This is a genomic window from Vallitalea okinawensis (assembly GCF_002964605.1).
In the GTDB taxonomy this organism is placed as follows: Bacteria; Bacillota; Clostridia; order Lachnospirales; family PQDH01; genus Vallitalea_A; species Vallitalea_A okinawensis.
In genome coordinates this window covers 515,508-531,456 of record NZ_PQDH01000003.1, presented here as the reverse complement: position 1 = coordinate 531,456, position 15,949 = coordinate 515,508, and the positions used below count along the sequence as shown (strand labels likewise).

Below are 15,949 nucleotides of genomic sequence, written 5' to 3'. Positions count from 1 at the left end.
GTAGGGTTATTTTGAGTTTGTTGACAATAAACAACTAGATCTTGTAAAATGTATGTAAGTGATAACTAACATTTTGCTTGTTCGAAAGTTATTTTGAGAGAGGTGTATTTATGGTAGGGGGAAATGTGGGGATTGTTGGAATAGGAGTTTACTTACCTGACAATAGAATGTCGGCAAGTGAAATTTCAAAAGCAACCAATGGTTTTTGGAGTGAAGATGCCATTATCAATAAATTAGGGATAGTCGAGAAGAGGATTCCGGGAAAAGATGATGGAACACAAACAATGGGTGCACTTGCAGCTATAAATGCTTTAAAGGATGCTGATATATCATCAGAAGAAATTGACGTAATTTTGTGTATGGGAGAGGAATGGAAAGAATATCCATTAACTACATCAGCGCTGTACATACAAGATCAGATAGGGGCTACAAATGCATGGGGAATTGATGTACAGAATCGTTGTTGTACCACAGTTTCAGCAATGAAAATGGCAAAAGATATGCTCATAGCTGACAAGGATATCAAAACCATTATGATTGTTGGCGGGTATCGTAATGGGGATTTTGTGGATTACACTGATAAGTATATGTCCATGATGTATAACTTATCAGCTGGGGCTGGAGCTCTTATACTTCAAAAAAATTCTTATAAAAACTTACTTTTAGGTACACATATATTAGCTGATGGATCTTTATCGAGAGATGCTGGTGTCAAAATAGGGGGAATTAATCAACCGATCACAGCTGATAATCTTAATCAAGCTTATCAATCTTTAAAGATTATGCATCCAGAAAAAATGAAAAAAAGATTAAATGAGGTCTCTATTCCTAATTGGTTGACATGTATTGATCAAGCTTTAAAAAAGTCTGAAATGACAAGAAAAGATATTGATTATGTTGCTATACTGCACTTTAAGAAGTCTATGCATGACTATATGCTACAAGAATTAGGACTCACTGAAGAGCAGACTATCTATTTATCTTCTTATGGACATATGGGGCAAGTGGATCAGATTCTATCCTTAAAACTTGGCTTGGAACAAAAGAAAGTTAAAGATGGTTCTGTAGTGCTTATGATAGCTGCTGGGATAGGTTATGTTTGGGCTGCAAACGTCATCCGATGGGGGAGTGATATATAATGTCTACATTTTTACAACTACTGTTTAGTAGTCTTGAATCGGGTAGTGTCTATGCCTTGGCATCATTGGGAATAATTATTATTTTTCGTACCAGTAGAATGACTAACTTTGCTCAAGGGTCATTAGGGATGTTCAATGCTTTTATTGCTACATATTTTTTAATGTTTACAGGAAGTCCAGTTTGGTTAGCGGCTATTATAGGTATGGTAACAGGTTTTGGCTTTGGTGTTTTGGTTGATTTGATCATTATGAGAAGGGCAAAAAAAGTATCCCCAGTTTCCAAGCAAATCATTACTTTTGGAATGATTATGCTCTTCTTAGGTATTGCACCTATGATCTTTGGTACCAGTCCTCTATCTTTTCCACGTTTCTTAAAGCATGGAGCCATTAGTATAGGGGAAGCATCAGTCACCTACAATGCAGTATTGAATATAAGTATTGGAATCATAATCATGCTAGTCCTATTCTTCTTTCTACAGAAAACAAAATGGGGGCTTGCTGTTCGGGTTACAGCATCCAATGATGAAACAGCGCAATTAATGGGTGTCCCAACTAAAACAGTAACCATGGGGGCTTGGGCAGTAGCAGCAGCCCTTGGTACCTTATCTGCTTTGATGCTTGCACCAGCCATAACAGTTAATGTTTCCATGATGGATAATGTGCAGATTAATGCATTGATAGCTTGTGTGTTAGGAGGTTTTCAAACTTTTTACGGACCAGTTATAGGAGCTTATGTCATTGGACTTAGTAAAAATTTATTGAGTTACTACATTTCCTCCACATGGGGAGAAGCTATCATGTATATACTGATCCTAATGTTTATTGTATTTAGACCAAACGGCATAATTGGTAAAAAAGTCGTTAAAAAGGTTTAGAAAGTGAGAAATTTAGTATGGTGAAACTTAAAGAATTCTATAAAAGTCGTTACGGAAAATACATTCTTTTTGGATTAATACTTGCATTAGTTCCTACGTTACAACAAATTGGATTACTTCAGAGTTCTACCGTAATTGTTTTAGGAACAGTTATGTTCTATGCCATTGTTGGAATTGGTCTTAACGTTTTACTTGGTTACTCTGGGTTAATTTCCTTAGGAACAGCAGGATTTATGGGATTAGGAGCGTATATTGCGGCCTATCTCACTAGCGATTTGGGATTATCCTTTTTCCCATCATTGATTATCTCAGTTATGATCCCATTAATCATAGGGATGATTATTGGCTTAATTTCTTTGAGATTAGAAGGGTACTATTTGGCTATTGCCACCCTTGGGGTAGCAGAAATTTTTAGACAGTTTTTTGTTGAGTTTGAGATCATTACAGGTGGGTTCTCTGGTAAGAATGCAAGTTACCCAGTCCTCTTAGGTTTTATACAGTTGAACCGTCAATGGACGTTTGTTCTAATTGTCTTCTTCCTGGTACTCATACTCATACTGACAGACAATTTCATTCATGGTAGAACAGGTAGGGCATTATTGACTATGAGGGGAAGTGAAGCAGCAGCACAAGCTATGGGCATTAATATTCTTCGTTATAAGTTGACAGCATTTGGAGTAGCTACATTGTATGCAGGAGTAGCTGGCGTACTCTATGTGCATTTCATACGGTTTGCATACCCATCAGGTTGGAATTTAACCTTGTCTCTTCAGATCTTAGCTGTCATCGTTATTGGAGGCATGAGAAGGATTACTGGTCCAATTATTGGCGCCTTTATTGTCTTTGGTGTACCAGAGCTTATATTAAAGCAATTACCTGTTATTGGGCATATAGATGGTTTAGCATTTGTTTTTACCGGTATACTGATTATTGTTGTCATTTTGTTTTATCCACAAGGCTTAATTGATATAGGTAAAGATATAAAAAAATTATGGAAAAAGAAAAAGGTGAAGAAAGATGGCGACCAAGGAATGTTTGAGAATTGAAAACCTAACAATGGCATTTGGAGGTATAAAAGCAGTGGATGACCTTAGTTTCGCTATCAACGAAGGTGAAATTTACGGTCTAATAGGTCCCAATGGAGCTGGAAAGACAACGGTTTTTAACTGTATAACACAATTTTATAAACCTAATCATGGCAAAGTGCTTTTTAGAAGATCAAATGACAGAATCATAAATTTGGTAGGCAAAAAGACCCATCATATTATCAAGTATGGGTTAGTGAGAACTTTTCAAAATGTAGAGTTAATTAATGAATTAAGTTTAATAGATAACCTTTTAGTTGGAGCGCATATTGAGTTCAAAACAGGTATTATTGCAGGCGCTTTACGTACGAGGAAGGCACGAGGGGAAGAAAGGCAACTGAGAGAAAAAGCTTACCAAGTACTTTGTTTTTTGGAGTTAGAAGATAGAAAAGATGAACTGGTCGGAGGACAGCCCTATGGTGTATTAAAAAAAGTAGAACTTGGGAGAACTTTGATGAGTCATCCTAAATTAATTATACTTGATGAGCCTGCAGCAGGATTAAATGAATCAGAAACAGCCAGATTGGCAGAATTAATCAAGGGTATTAGGGAGTCCTATGGTTGCAGTATTTTGCTTGTGGAACATGATATGCGGTTAGTCATGGACGTATGTGATCGAATATGTGCTATCTCTTTTGGTAAAAAGCTTGGAGAAGGAACGCCAAAGGAAATCCAGTCCAATCATGAGGTTCAAGAAGCATATCTAGGAAAGGAAGAGGAGTAATATGTCTGAACTAGCCTTGAAAGTAGAGAACTTAGAGGTAGCCTATGGAAACATCAAGGCTTTGAAGGGGATTAATATAGACGTACCTGCAGGTAAAGTTGTTGCACTGCTTGGGGCAAATGGAGCTGGTAAAACCACGACATTAAAGTCCATTTCTGGGATTGTACAGAAGCAAGAAGGGCATATTTATTTCCATGATCAAGACATCACCAGATTATCACCTGCTCAGATTACCACTTTGGGTATCGTTCAGTCACCAGAAGGGAGGCAAATTTTCCCCGATTTAACAGTGGAAGAGAATTTACGTATTGGAGCTTTTACCATTAAGAGAAGAGGCGTGATAAGTGAAAATTATGCCAGAGTATTCCGTTATTTTCCTATATTAAAAGAAAGAAAAAAGCAAGTTGCCGCTACCTTAAGTGGTGGTGAGCAGCAAATGCTTGCTATAGCTAGGGCCTTAATGGCCAGTCCAAAAGTGCTGTTACTTGATGAACCGTCACTAGGATTAGCACCACTAATTGTTAAAGATATTTTCAATATTATTAAGGAAATTAATAGTGAAGGAACTACGGTACTAATCATTGAACAAAATGCATTACAAACTCTAAAGATAGCCGATTATGCTTATGTTCTTGAAGTGGGTCAAATTAATATGGAAGGTAAAGCTAGTGAGTTAATTCAAGATAAGCAATTGATTGAGGCGTATTTAGGAGGGCATTGATGCATGAGTTAATGGTTTTACATATTTAAAATAAAGGCAATTACTAGCCTTAAGGGGAGGGTATTCAAAATGAAAAAAGGTTTAGCTGTTATTCTTAGCACGCTATTGGTAATCTCAATGATGTTAACTGCATGCGAAACAGCAGTTGAAACGGCTCAAGGCGTAACAAAGGATAGTGTTAAGGTAGGGAATAGTATAGCGACTTCTGGTCCATTGGCTCCGGTTGGAGTTCCATATAAGGCTGGGATGGAAGCCTACTTTATGATGGTAAACGAAGGTGGCGGCGTCAACGGTCGCGTGATAGAGTATGTTCATCAGGATGATGAGTTCAATCCTGAAAAAGGGAAAGCTGCTGTAGACAAAATGATTAATGATGAAAAAATATTTGCTTTCGTAGGTCACTTTGGGACACCTATTGTTGGAGCAACGCTTAATGATATTAAAGAAGCGGGTATCCCAGCGGTTTATTTTGCAACAGGTACTGGTTTACTTTATAACGAGAAAGCAGAAGGATTTGATCGCGTAGCATATCCTGTACAGCCAGTCTATCCAATGGAAGGAAGAATTATGGCTGCCTGGGCTAAAGGTGAGTTTAATGCTTCTAAAGTTGGGGTTATTTATACCAACGATGATGCGGGTAAAGATTTACTTAAAGGGATCAAACAAGAAGCTGAAAGAATGGGCGGTTTAACTGTTATTGATGAGCAAGTACCACCGAATGCCGATGATGTTTCAGCTGCTGTAACTAAATTAAAAAATGAAGAAGTAGATATGGTGATCATTGCTGCTATTCAAGGGACATTTCCACAAATAGCTAAAGAATTAGCCAAACAAGGTGTTTATAAACCAACATTAACGACATATGTTAATGCTGATCAGCGGATGACAGCAGCTGTTAAAGACGATGTGGCAGATCACTTTGCTATTTATGCCAATGCATGGGTAGACATGACCAAACCTGCTATCAATGATTATAGAGAGTGGGTGGGTAAAGTATCTGATGAAGACCTAAGCAGTAATGCATATGCCATGACAGGATGGATTGCAGCTCATTTCTTTGTAGAAGGATTGAGAAGGGTTGACGGAGATTTGACCTGGGAAACTTATATGGATGCATTGGAATCTGAACCAATTGATAATCCTTTTGGTGGATCCATTGATTTCTCCGATGGCAAGCGATTAGGTACTCAAGAGATGGCATTGCTTAAGATGAATCCAAGTGTTGATGCTGGTTGGGAAGGTTTTATTGATTTTGAGAGCATAGATGGAATTTTAGATGGTCAATAGAAGATAGTTTATATACACCAGTTATTGCTCGGCTTTCCTGTACTTTAAGGAGAATAGACGGGGGAAAGTCGAGCAAATCACTGAGAGCGTATAATGCCATCAAATAGAGGTGATAAATCGTGAGTTATAAGCACAAAATTATATCAATAGATGAAGCATTAAGTAAGATAAAATCAGAGGATCATATCGTGACGGGTTTAGCAGCTGCAGAAGCAAAAGTCTTATTAGAAAACCTGCATAGAGTAGCTGATTATGTTAAAGGTGTTACAGTAACCACTTGTCTGCCCATGGTTTTAGCAGATTATTTTAATGACCCAACCTATAAAGATAGTTTTCAAATGGATGGGTGGTTTTATACTGCAGCTATTCGGAAAGCACAAAGTAATGGCAATATATCTTTCATACCCAATCATCTTCATCTAGCAGGTATAAAAAGATTAGCCCATAAACAACCCAATATTTATATTGGCAATGCAACACCACCAGATCAGCATGGATATGTATCCTTATCACTTAGTAATGTATATGAAAAAAGAATGATTGAAGCAGCAAAATTAGTTATACTTGAGATTAATCCAAAGTTACCTCGAACCTTTGGAGATATGGAACTTCATGTCAATGATGTAGATTACCTTATTGAGACAGATTATGATATACCTGAATTACCAGATATTGAACCTAACGAGAAAGATCTAAAAATTGGTTCCTATATTGCAGATTATATTCATGATGGAGATTGTATTCAATTGGGAATTGGTGGGATACCTAATGCAGTAGCAACATCTTTGATGAATAAAAAAGATTTAGGTATTCATACAGAGATGATTACAACGGGGATGATGAAATTAGTTAACGCTGGTGTCATTACTGGTAAGAAAAAGAATTTTAATAAAGGAAAGTTAGTAGCTACTTTTGCTTTAGGAACAAGAGAGCTATATGATTTTATAGATAATAATCCTTCTGTAATGATTAAAGATGGTCATTGGGTCAATGACCCTTATGTCATTGGTTTAAATGATAATCAAGTATCTATTAACACGACTATTGAAGTGGACTTAACGGGGCAATGTGCGTCTGAATCTATCGGAGCGGTCCAATACAGTGGTACTGGTGGGCAGGCTGATACAGCCATAGGCGCACAAAGGTCTAAAAATGGTAGGTCTTTCATCGCTCTTTATTCCACTGCAAGGGTAAGGAATAAAGATACAGGAGAAAGAGAAGAAATCTCTAAGATAGTGCCTACATTAAAACCCGGTGCTGCTGTCAGCTTATCACGAAATGATGTAGATTATGTCGTTACAGAATATGGTGTAGCAAGTTTAAAAGGAACCTCAGTTAGAGAAAGGGTAGAGCGGCTCGTACAAATTGCTCATCCTAAGTTTAGAGAAGCACTGATGGAAAGCGCCATAACATTGGGTATTTTTTAATGCGGTATTAAGGTATATAATAGAGAAAGAGGTGATTTAATGTCGGAGTTTCATTACAATAATAAAAAAATATATTTTGAAGTACATGGAGAGGGGCAACCACTGATCATACTGAACGGGATTATGATGAGTCACTTTAGTTGGAAAATATTTTTACCACACCTGACTAAAGATAAACAGGTTATATTATTGGATTTTATTGATCAAGGTTTCTCGGATAAAGCTGAAGGCTTAAGCTATAAGCATGAGTTACAAGTTGAAGTCCTTAAGGGGTTAGTTGACCATCTTAACTTATCAAATATTAACCTAGTTGGAGTATCCTATGGTGCACAAATTGCCTTACAGTTTGCAATGCGCTTTCAAGAAATAGTGGAGCATTTGATGGTTTTCAATGTCAACAGTTACACATCACCATGGTTACACGACATCGGAAGAGCATGGGTGGATGCTGCAAGAACCTATAATCCATCGACGTATTATAACGTAACTATACCTTATATCTATTCACCTAAGTTTTATAATGAAAATTATCAGTGGATGAGTAAAAGAAGGCAACTATTGAATACTGTATTCGATAAACCTTTCTTAGATGCAATGATTCGACTTATTGAAAGTTCAGAAGGATATGATATTAGAGAGCAGCTAAATGATATAACTGCTAAGACCCTTATTGTGGCGTCAGACCACGACTATATTACGCCCCTTGCTGAAACTGAGTATCTACATCATCATATTAAGGAATCTGATTTTGTTATGTTGAAAGAGTGTGGTCATGCTTCTATGTACGAAAGGCCTAATGAGTTTGTTGCGTTGATCAATGGGTTTATGCAGAAAGAGAGTAGAATATCTATTGTTTAGTAATCATGTAAGGGGCAAGCAGATAAGGGGGCTATTGCGCTGGCTGGAAAGATGTCCATGTCTTAGACAGCTAGGCTCACCCTCCATGGTTCGCTGCTCCATAGCCCCCTTATCAGCTTTTGGCTTCGCAAAAGGGACGTGAAGGGTAGCTAGGGTGATCGTAAATAGTTTGTGATATAGTCTATTAACTTGGGTAGAGTAGGAAGAGATTGTCTATAAGATTGATAACAGTTGGGTTACCGATATCATATGGATAGAAAAAGGAAAGTAACGAGAATAATTTGTTGATAAATGATTTTCACAAGTAAATATGACTCGATAGGAGAATGAAAATGTCTAAAAAATTAGAGACTCGTAACAGGATTATGAAGATTGCTTTGAAGTTATTTTCTGAGCAGGGGTATTATGCGACTACAACAAAACAGATTGCTCAAGCGGCTGAAATAAGTGAAATAACATTATTTAGACATTTCGGTACGAAAGAAAATTTGTTTCAAGAGACGACTTTTAATTATGTCAAAGACATTAATATTAAGAATGAAATTGAAAGGCTAAAAAAGCAGGATTTTACTGAAAGTATTATAGAAATTGCTAGAGATTATTTGGACTTTTGTTATAGAAATAGAAAGCTGTATAAAATTCAAATGCGATTAACTGATGATGAAAAAGATTTTGTACGTCTTAAATTATCAAGAGAGTTTGTAAAAGTACTAGAAGACTACTTTAGAGATTTATTAGATGAAAATATCATCGATGGGAATCCACATATAATGGCTGTAACATTAATTAATAGTATCTTAGGAGCATTTACTGTGCATGTGTTAACGGATAATTCCTTTACAGAGACATCATTAGAAGAACTTGTAGATGAGCATGCTAAACAGTTTGCAAAGTTTTATAGGAAGTAGAAAGGTATAGATTAAACGATAACGAATATAATTGGAGGTAGAAAATGAGTAGAGTTTATATTGTTGCTGCACAACGTACAGCAATTGGATCATTTTTAGGAACGATCAAAGATATTCATCCAGCTGACTTAGGAGCTACTGTACTTAAAGACATCATCCAAAAGACAACTATCCATCCAGCTTCGATTGATGAAGTTATTATTGGTAATGTACTGCCTGCTGAACAAGGACAAGGAATTGCAAGACAAGTGGCCATCAAAGCTGGAATACCTGTTGAAGTACCAGCCTACACATTAAATATGGTATGTGGAAGTGGCATGAAGGCTATTATGAACGGTTATACAAGTATTAAAGCTAATATGCATCATTTAGTTGTTGCAGGTGGTGTTGAATCCATGTCTAGAACACCCTTTATATTGCCTAGTCATGCACGAAGAGGGCATAAGTTGGGGGACATGGTAGCAAAGGACCACTTGGTATATGACGCTTTGACTGATGCTTTTGAAGGTTATCATATGGGAATCACAGCTGAAAACATAGCTGAAAAATATAGTATTTCTAGAGAAGAGCAAGATGCTTTTGCTTTGGAATCACAAAGAAGAGCTATTCAAGCTGTTGATAATGGTACATTCAAAGATGAAATTGTCCCAGTAGAGGTAAAAATGCGTAGAGAAGTTATACAATTCGATGTAGATGAATATCCCAATAGGAAAACTAATGAAGAGAAATTAGCTAAGCTTAGACCTGCTTTTAAGAAAGATGGAACAGTTACTGCTGGGAATGCATCTGGTTTAAATGATGGGGCAAGCGTGGTACTTCTAGCATCAGAGCATGCTGTTGAAATTCATGGGCTTACACCATTAGCTGAAGTAATCGGAATAGGCCAAGGAGGAGTAGAGCCTAGTATCATGGGGATGGGACCTGTACCAGCTATTGGAAAAGTATTGAGCTCCATTGATAAGAAGCTCATTGACATGGAGCTTATAGAACTAAATGAAGCCTTTGCAGCTCAGTCATTAGGTGTTATCAGAGAACTTAGTGATGAGCATCAAGTCAGTCAAGAATGGATCAAAGAGAGAACGAATGTTAATGGTGGAGCTATTGCACTGGGGCACCCTGTGGGGATTTCTGGAAATCGAATTGTTGTGACTTTAATCCATGAGATGAAGAAGAGAGGATTAACTTATGGATTGGCATCATTATGTATAGGCGGAGGAATGGGAACAGCACTTATACTCAAAATCTAATTAATGAAATATAAAGAAATTTATACCCAGATGACGTAAAATTTTTACTATATCTTGAGAAATGTCTATTATATTTTTGTTTTTATTAAATACTAATCGATGTTGTTGAGAATATTGTTATAATGGAATAGAGAAGTTCGCATACTTGAAATGTGACGCAAGTCACTTTTCTTGAGGTATAGGAAAGCACTGCGTTTTGCTCGCAAGGAACCATACTTTTCTATCTCCAGTTTAAATGTGGCTTTAGCCACTTTTGTACTAAAATTAGGCATTTATGAATAAGATTGCATGTAAAGATTTTAATGTTTGAGGAGGTATTAAAATGAGTGGTAAGGATGTACATTCTATCAAAATTGGTGATAAAGCCAGCTATACCAGAACAGTAACTGAGGCTGATGTGGTTATATTTGGCGGTGTAAGTGGTGATTTAAATCCTGCACATTTTAACGAAGAGTTTAGTAAAAAGACATTGTTTAAAGGACGTATAGCCCATGGTATGTTGACTGCAAGTTACATATCCACTGTTCTTGGTATGTCATTACCTGGACCAGGCACCATCTATTTATCACAAGACTTAAAGTTTAAAAAGCCGGTCAGATTTGGTGATACAATAACAGCTGAGGTGGAAGTTATAGAAATTAACGTTGAAAAAAACAGAGTCACATTGAAAACCACTTGTTTTAACCAAAAGAAAGAGGTCGTTTTAACCGGGGAAGCATTAGTTATGCCACCTGTTAAAGACAAGTTAAGCTAGGGTTAACAATAACATCTATATTAAAGGGAGTGAGTCACATGCGTTTAGAAGGTAAAGTAGCAATAGTAACTGGAGGAGCTAAAGGTCTTGGAGAGGCTATGGCAAAAACCTTCTCAAAAGAAGGAGCAAAAGTTATCGCAGTAGACATGAGTGAATTGACTTATAGTGATTCCAATATTGAAGGTTATCAATTAAATGTAACAGACCGGGAAGCATGTAAAACTTTTTCCGATTATATTGCCAATAAATATGGAAAAGTTGATATTCTAGTTAATAATGCAGGGATTACCAGAGATGCATTGTTAGCCAAGATGACAGACGAAATGTGGGATCAAGTTATTGATGTCAATTTAACTGGGTTATACAACTTAACAAAGCATATTGGTACATATATGATGAATCAAGGACATGGTTCTATTATCAACATCGCTTCAGTTGTTGGAGAGTATGGCAATATTGGTCAATCCAATTATGCAGCAACTAAATCTGCGATTTTCGGCTTAACAAAAACTTGGGCAAAGGAATTTGCTAGAAAAGGTGCTAATGTAAGAGTTAATGCCATCTCACCAGGTTATATTATGACAGATATATTAAAAACTGTACCAGAAGAATTGCTTAATAAATTTGCCAAAATGACGATGTTGGGTCGTTTAGGTCAACCTCAAGAAATAGCAAATGCAGCATTATTCTTAGCTAGTGATGAAGCGTCATATGTAACAGGCCATACCTTATCTGTAAATGGTGGTATGAGATTATAAAAGGGTTAGTTAAAGGTTTCTTAGTTTATTCTAAGAGACCTTTTTTTGATATAGGAAAGTAATGCGTTTTACTCGCAAGGAACCATACTTTCCTATCTTCAGTTTAAATGTGGCGTTAGTCACTTTTCTTGGTGTGACATAATCATTACTTTTTTTTTAGACTTATTTACATCTATGCGAGGTTTTGTTATAATTTTCTATGATAATGACTAAAATATACCAAGGAGGTGGAGTTTTGGAGAATTTTTTTAAGTTTGATACGACTGTATTACAAACTTTTGCAATAACTTATGGTGGTAAGTTAATATCTGGACTTATTATATTAATTATAGGTCTCAAATTAATCAAATATATTACAAAGTTATTTAGAAGTGGTCTAGAAAGAAGTAGTGTTGATAAGTCTCTGTATGCTTTTTTATTGTCTGCAACGAAAGTCACTTTATATATACTTCTAGTTACGATTCTGGTAGATACTTTAGGTGTTGATACGGCTTCATTTATTGCAGTATTAGGTTCTGCTGGTTTGGCAATAGGTTTAGCTATACAAGGTAGTTTGTCTAATTTGGCTGGTGGCGTTTTAATATTATTTCTCAAACCATTTAAAGCAGGGGATTTTATTGAGGCAGTCGGACATGGTGGAATAGTTGAGGAGATTCAATTATTCTATACCATTTTGAATACGCCAGATAATAAGAAAATTATCATACCTAACGGGGAATTAGCTAATAGTAGTGCCACTAATCACTCGGCCAATGATACTAGAAGAATTGATTTAACTTTTGGTGTAGGATATGAAGATGATGTTCATAAGGTAAAGCAGATATTAATGGATATTGCAAAAAAACATCCATTAATTTTTAAGAATCCTGAGCCACAGGTAGTCTTAACAGAGCATGCTGATAGTTCAGTTAATTTTTCTTTACGAGTATGGTGCAAAACAGAAGATTACTGGAATATACGTTTTGAATTAATGGAAACAGTGAAAATCAAATTTGATCAAGAGAGTATCAATATCCCTTATCCGCAAATGGATGTACATTTAATACAAAATGATTAGCTGATTGCATGAAAGATATAAAGTTGTAAAATATATTTAATAAATTTGTAAAAATCTATTTTCAAAAATTTAATATTATGTTATACTTAATAACATGAGAAGAGGGAGAAATCTCTCTTAGGGGATGTTTAGGAAAAGCCTGCGCTGATGCGCGGGTTTTTTCTTGTACAAATATTAATAGAGAATTCCATAGACCTTTTAGCTTGTCACATATAATCCTTTAACTTCATATTCTATACTAGAACGAATAATGGACAAGTAAAAATGAAAGGTGATGGTTTAAATGATGCACCCTTATCGATGTGTAATCTGTGGTGAAACTTCTTTAGTTTCTGCCGCTCCTGAACGCTGCCCATTTTGTGGTTCTGATAGAAAGAATCTTCTACCTGCTGCAGAGTGGATAGGTTATGGGGAAGTAGAAATGTGTGAAAAGAGTTATCGAGCTTGTGAAATAGCATTAGGTTTAGAACTCGATAACTATGCGTTTTACAAATGCTCAGCTGCTAAAGCAGAAAATCAAGTAACTCAAGCTATCTTTGAGCGATTAATGGAACAGGAATTAGAACATGCTGAAGTTTTTGCAGAAGCAATGGGTATACCTTTTCATGAACTAGAAACTGATCGTTGTAGTGAAAGTGATTTTATCAATATGAAAAAGTCTAACAAACATGAAGTAAGGGCTATCAAATTCTACACAAAGGTTGCTAACGAAGCACCAGAACCAAGGATAAAGCAGATATTTAGTGTTATAGCAGAAGTAGAACAAGAACACTTAATAGTAACGAATATGTACTTACCACGTTAATAAAATGAAAGCACATTATGAAAGAACATACTATCTTAGTATGTTCTTCAATAATGTGGTTCTTGTAAGTCTAATTCAAACCAAAAAGTAATGCCATTATTCTCAGATCTAACGCCATAGTTATTATGAGAGGCTTCTTGAATAGCTTTAACTATCGATAAACCTAGACCGTGCCCCCCATTGTCTCTGGTTCTTGCTTTATCTCGTTTATAAAAACTATCCCATAATTTTTCTAATTCTAGATCGTTAATGTGTTGACAAGAATTATAAACTTCAATGCGAACTTTTCTATCACTTTTCAAAAGAGTAATATGCACATCCTTTTTTTCATCTACATATTGAATAGCGTTATTTAAATAATTTGTTAATACTTGCTCTGATCTAAAGGAATCGGCATATACATTTGTTGGTTCAGGTAAACTTAATTGCAAATTAATGTTGTTTTCACATAATAGAGGAGTATATTTTTCTACTATATAATTGACGAAATCCACAACTTCGAATTCAGACTTATGAAGTATTTCATCTCCAATTTCGAACTGATTAATATTCAAAAGGTTTTGAACTAAATAGTTCATTTTCTTAGCCTCATCTACGATAACATCACAATAAAAATCTACACGATTATGATTTTTAGCCACATTAAGCTTTAAACCCTCTGCATACCCCTGCATAAGCGCTAATGGGGTTTTTAATTCGTGGGACACATTATTAAGTAGTTGCTTTCTTTTTTCATCAATCTTAATTTTCTCTTTAATTTCTTGTTGGAGCTCTAGATTACTAAAATGCAATGATTGAATGGTATCATCCAACTCAGCGGACATTTCGTTAATACTCTGTGCTAATTGTCCTAGTTCATCATTGGATTCCACTTTACATTGGATACCAAAATCTAGATTTTTCATGCCTAATGTAGCCTTATTCATTTCTAATATAGGTCTCGTAAAAGTTCTGGATACAACGTAAGCAAATAACATGGCTATAATGAAAACGATTGTTCCAACAATGATTAAGAATTCGTTAGCCAATGCAATACTTGTTTTTATAGAAATCAATGGTATGTGTAAGTCGATGATGTTACCATTATCCAAATCTCCTGTAAGAATAAGATCGTCTTCTTTAGTAATATAATCTACACCTAGTATAAACTTTATTTTTTCGTTTATGGGTTCTTCTCGCTTAATCTCTATAGGAGGGCGTTCTAGTGCTTTTTCATTTGGAGGTGGCTTCACACCTAATTTATTTTTCATTTTATCATCAAGTAAATATGACTTGGATGAATAAATGATGCCATCATCTTCGTTAAAAATCAGTATATCGACATTTGATTTATTTTCATAAGAGATAAAATCTCTTAGATTATCTTCATACTGGGAAACAGAAAGATTATTTATTTGATCATAGTAATCAATCAGCTGTGTCTTTTGTTTATTTATATAGTAATGTTGGAGTAAATAGGTGTTGGCTAATATCAATAAACCTATCAATAGTATAATCAATGCACCAATCTGTAAAAAAAGCTTCTTTCTAATCGAATTCATCTAAATCACCTCAAATTTATAGCCGTACCCTCGTTTGGTTTGTATATAGCTTCCGCATGCTTGCAATTTAATACGCAAACGATTGATATGGGTATCAACGGTACGATCAGTACCTTCGTAATCATAACCCCAAACTTGATTTAATAGTTGATCTCTTGATAGTACTTGAGTTTCATTTTGAATCATGTATAGTAAGAGATCAAATTCTGTTTGACTTAATTCAACGGGGTTACCTGTAACAGTTACTCGACATTGTTTGGGATAAATGCAAAGATCACCTTTGATAATCTCATCCTGTTCATCGTCACCATAAGTGCGTTTTATTAAAGCGTTAACACGTGCTACAAAGATAGTAGGGCTAAAGGGTTTCGTAATATATTCATCTGCACCTGACTTAAATCCGTTTAACTCATCTGGTTCTCTATTTTTAGCAGTTAGCATAATGATGGGTACAGAGCTCATTTCTCTAATAGCTTTACATGCTTCCCAACCGTCGTAAAAAGGCATCATCACATCTAAAATAACCAAGTGAATTCCCGGATCATCCGTAAAGAGATCAATAGCTTCTTTACCATCAATGGCCTCTACAATATCATAACCTTCCATGGATAAAAAATCTGAAACCAATATACGCATGCGTAGTTCATCATCAGCAATAAGAATTTTTTTACTCATTAATTATCACCCATCTTTATTTTGGAATAGTAAAGTTCGCATCACTTTTGTACCTTTCTTACCTATAGTATCTCAATATAATGTTACA

General features: G+C 35.7%; 16 protein-coding genes. 14 read left to right on the top strand and 2 right to left on the bottom strand.

Translation table 11 applies throughout. The features are described 5' to 3' along the window. Positions 1–110 precede the first annotated feature (110 nt). The 14 genes from C1Y58_RS11920 (at position 111) to C1Y58_RS11855 (ending at position 13,645) form a co-directional block, all read left to right on the top strand. Positions 111–1,139, top strand: coding sequence for a 3-oxoacyl-ACP synthase (locus tag C1Y58_RS11920; RefSeq protein WP_105616267.1), 1,029 nt, complete (start codon positions 111–113; stop codon positions 1,137–1,139). Continuing rightward, positions 1,139–2,014 carry a branched-chain amino acid ABC transporter permease gene (locus C1Y58_RS11915; RefSeq protein ID WP_105616266.1) on the top strand — a complete coding sequence of 292 codons (876 nt, stop codon included), beginning with the start codon at positions 1,139–1,141 and terminating at the stop codon, positions 2,012–2,014. The genes C1Y58_RS11920 and C1Y58_RS11915 overlap by 1 nt, the downstream gene beginning before the upstream one ends. A 17-nt stretch (positions 2,015–2,031) precedes the next feature. After that, entirely contained in the window at positions 2,032–3,060 is a 1,029-nt protein-coding gene (locus tag C1Y58_RS11910) for a branched-chain amino acid ABC transporter permease (RefSeq protein WP_105616265.1), read from the top strand. Next, positions 3,032–3,823 (top strand): ABC transporter ATP-binding protein, encoded by a 792-nt coding sequence (locus C1Y58_RS11905; protein WP_105616264.1) that lies wholly within the window; start codon positions 3,032–3,034, stop codon positions 3,821–3,823. Before C1Y58_RS11910 ends, C1Y58_RS11905 begins: the two co-directional genes overlap by 29 nt. Position 3,824: 1 nt before the next feature. Continuing rightward, positions 3,825–4,544: an ABC transporter ATP-binding protein gene (locus C1Y58_RS11900; RefSeq protein WP_105616263.1), complete on the top strand. Its 720-nt coding sequence runs from the start codon at positions 3,825–3,827 to the stop codon at positions 4,542–4,544. A 69-nt stretch (positions 4,545–4,613) separates the two neighbouring features. Beyond that, the gene (locus tag C1Y58_RS11895) at positions 4,614–5,831 is read left to right on the top strand and encodes an ABC transporter substrate-binding protein (protein WP_105616262.1); all 1,218 of its coding nucleotides are present in this window, start codon (positions 4,614–4,616) and stop codon (positions 5,829–5,831) included. Positions 5,832–5,950: 119 nt separating this feature from the next. Next, positions 5,951–7,258: an acetyl-CoA hydrolase/transferase family protein gene (locus C1Y58_RS11890; protein WP_105616261.1), complete on the top strand. Its 1,308-nt coding sequence runs from the start codon at positions 5,951–5,953 to the stop codon at positions 7,256–7,258. A gap of 39 nt (positions 7,259–7,297) precedes the next feature. Further along, positions 7,298–8,116 (top strand): alpha/beta fold hydrolase, encoded by an 819-nt coding sequence (locus C1Y58_RS11885; RefSeq protein ID WP_105616260.1) that lies wholly within the window; start codon positions 7,298–7,300, stop codon positions 8,114–8,116. A gap of 332 nt (positions 8,117–8,448) precedes the next feature. Then, the gene (locus tag C1Y58_RS11880; RefSeq protein ID WP_157950061.1) at positions 8,449–9,024 is read left to right on the top strand and encodes a TetR/AcrR family transcriptional regulator; all 576 of its coding nucleotides are present in this window, start codon (positions 8,449–8,451) and stop codon (positions 9,022–9,024) included. A 44-nt stretch (positions 9,025–9,068) separates the two neighbouring features. Next, entirely contained in the window at positions 9,069–10,271 is a 1,203-nt protein-coding gene (locus C1Y58_RS11875) for an acetyl-CoA C-acetyltransferase (RefSeq protein ID WP_105616258.1), read from the top strand. Between the two features lie 322 nt (positions 10,272–10,593). Continuing rightward, positions 10,594–11,025 (top strand): MaoC family dehydratase, encoded by a 432-nt coding sequence (locus C1Y58_RS11870; RefSeq protein WP_105616257.1) that lies wholly within the window; start codon positions 10,594–10,596, stop codon positions 11,023–11,025. 38 nt (positions 11,026–11,063) lie between these two features. Beyond that, positions 11,064–11,783, top strand: a complete 720-nt coding sequence (gene fabG, locus C1Y58_RS11865; RefSeq protein WP_105616256.1) for a 3-oxoacyl-ACP reductase FabG — start codon at positions 11,064–11,066, stop codon at positions 11,781–11,783. A gap of 235 nt (positions 11,784–12,018) precedes the next feature. Continuing rightward, complete coding sequence (locus C1Y58_RS11860; protein ID WP_242985384.1) at positions 12,019–12,840, top strand: mechanosensitive ion channel family protein; 822 nt, start codon at positions 12,019–12,021, stop codon at positions 12,838–12,840. A 283-nt stretch (positions 12,841–13,123) separates the two neighbouring features. After that, positions 13,124–13,645 (top strand): ferritin family protein, encoded by a 522-nt coding sequence (locus C1Y58_RS11855; protein WP_105616254.1) that lies wholly within the window; start codon positions 13,124–13,126, stop codon positions 13,643–13,645. A 47-nt stretch (positions 13,646–13,692) separates the two neighbouring features. On the opposite strand, the gene C1Y58_RS11850 is transcribed toward C1Y58_RS11855, so the two are convergent. Further along, a complete protein-coding gene (locus C1Y58_RS11850; RefSeq protein ID WP_105616253.1) occupies positions 13,693–15,186 on the bottom strand; it encodes a sensor histidine kinase in 1,494 nt (497 codons plus the stop codon). Beyond that, positions 15,187–15,861 (bottom strand): response regulator transcription factor, encoded by a 675-nt coding sequence (locus C1Y58_RS11845; protein ID WP_105616252.1) that lies wholly within the window; start codon positions 15,859–15,861, stop codon positions 15,187–15,189. Positions 15,862–15,949: the final 88 nt, after the last annotated feature.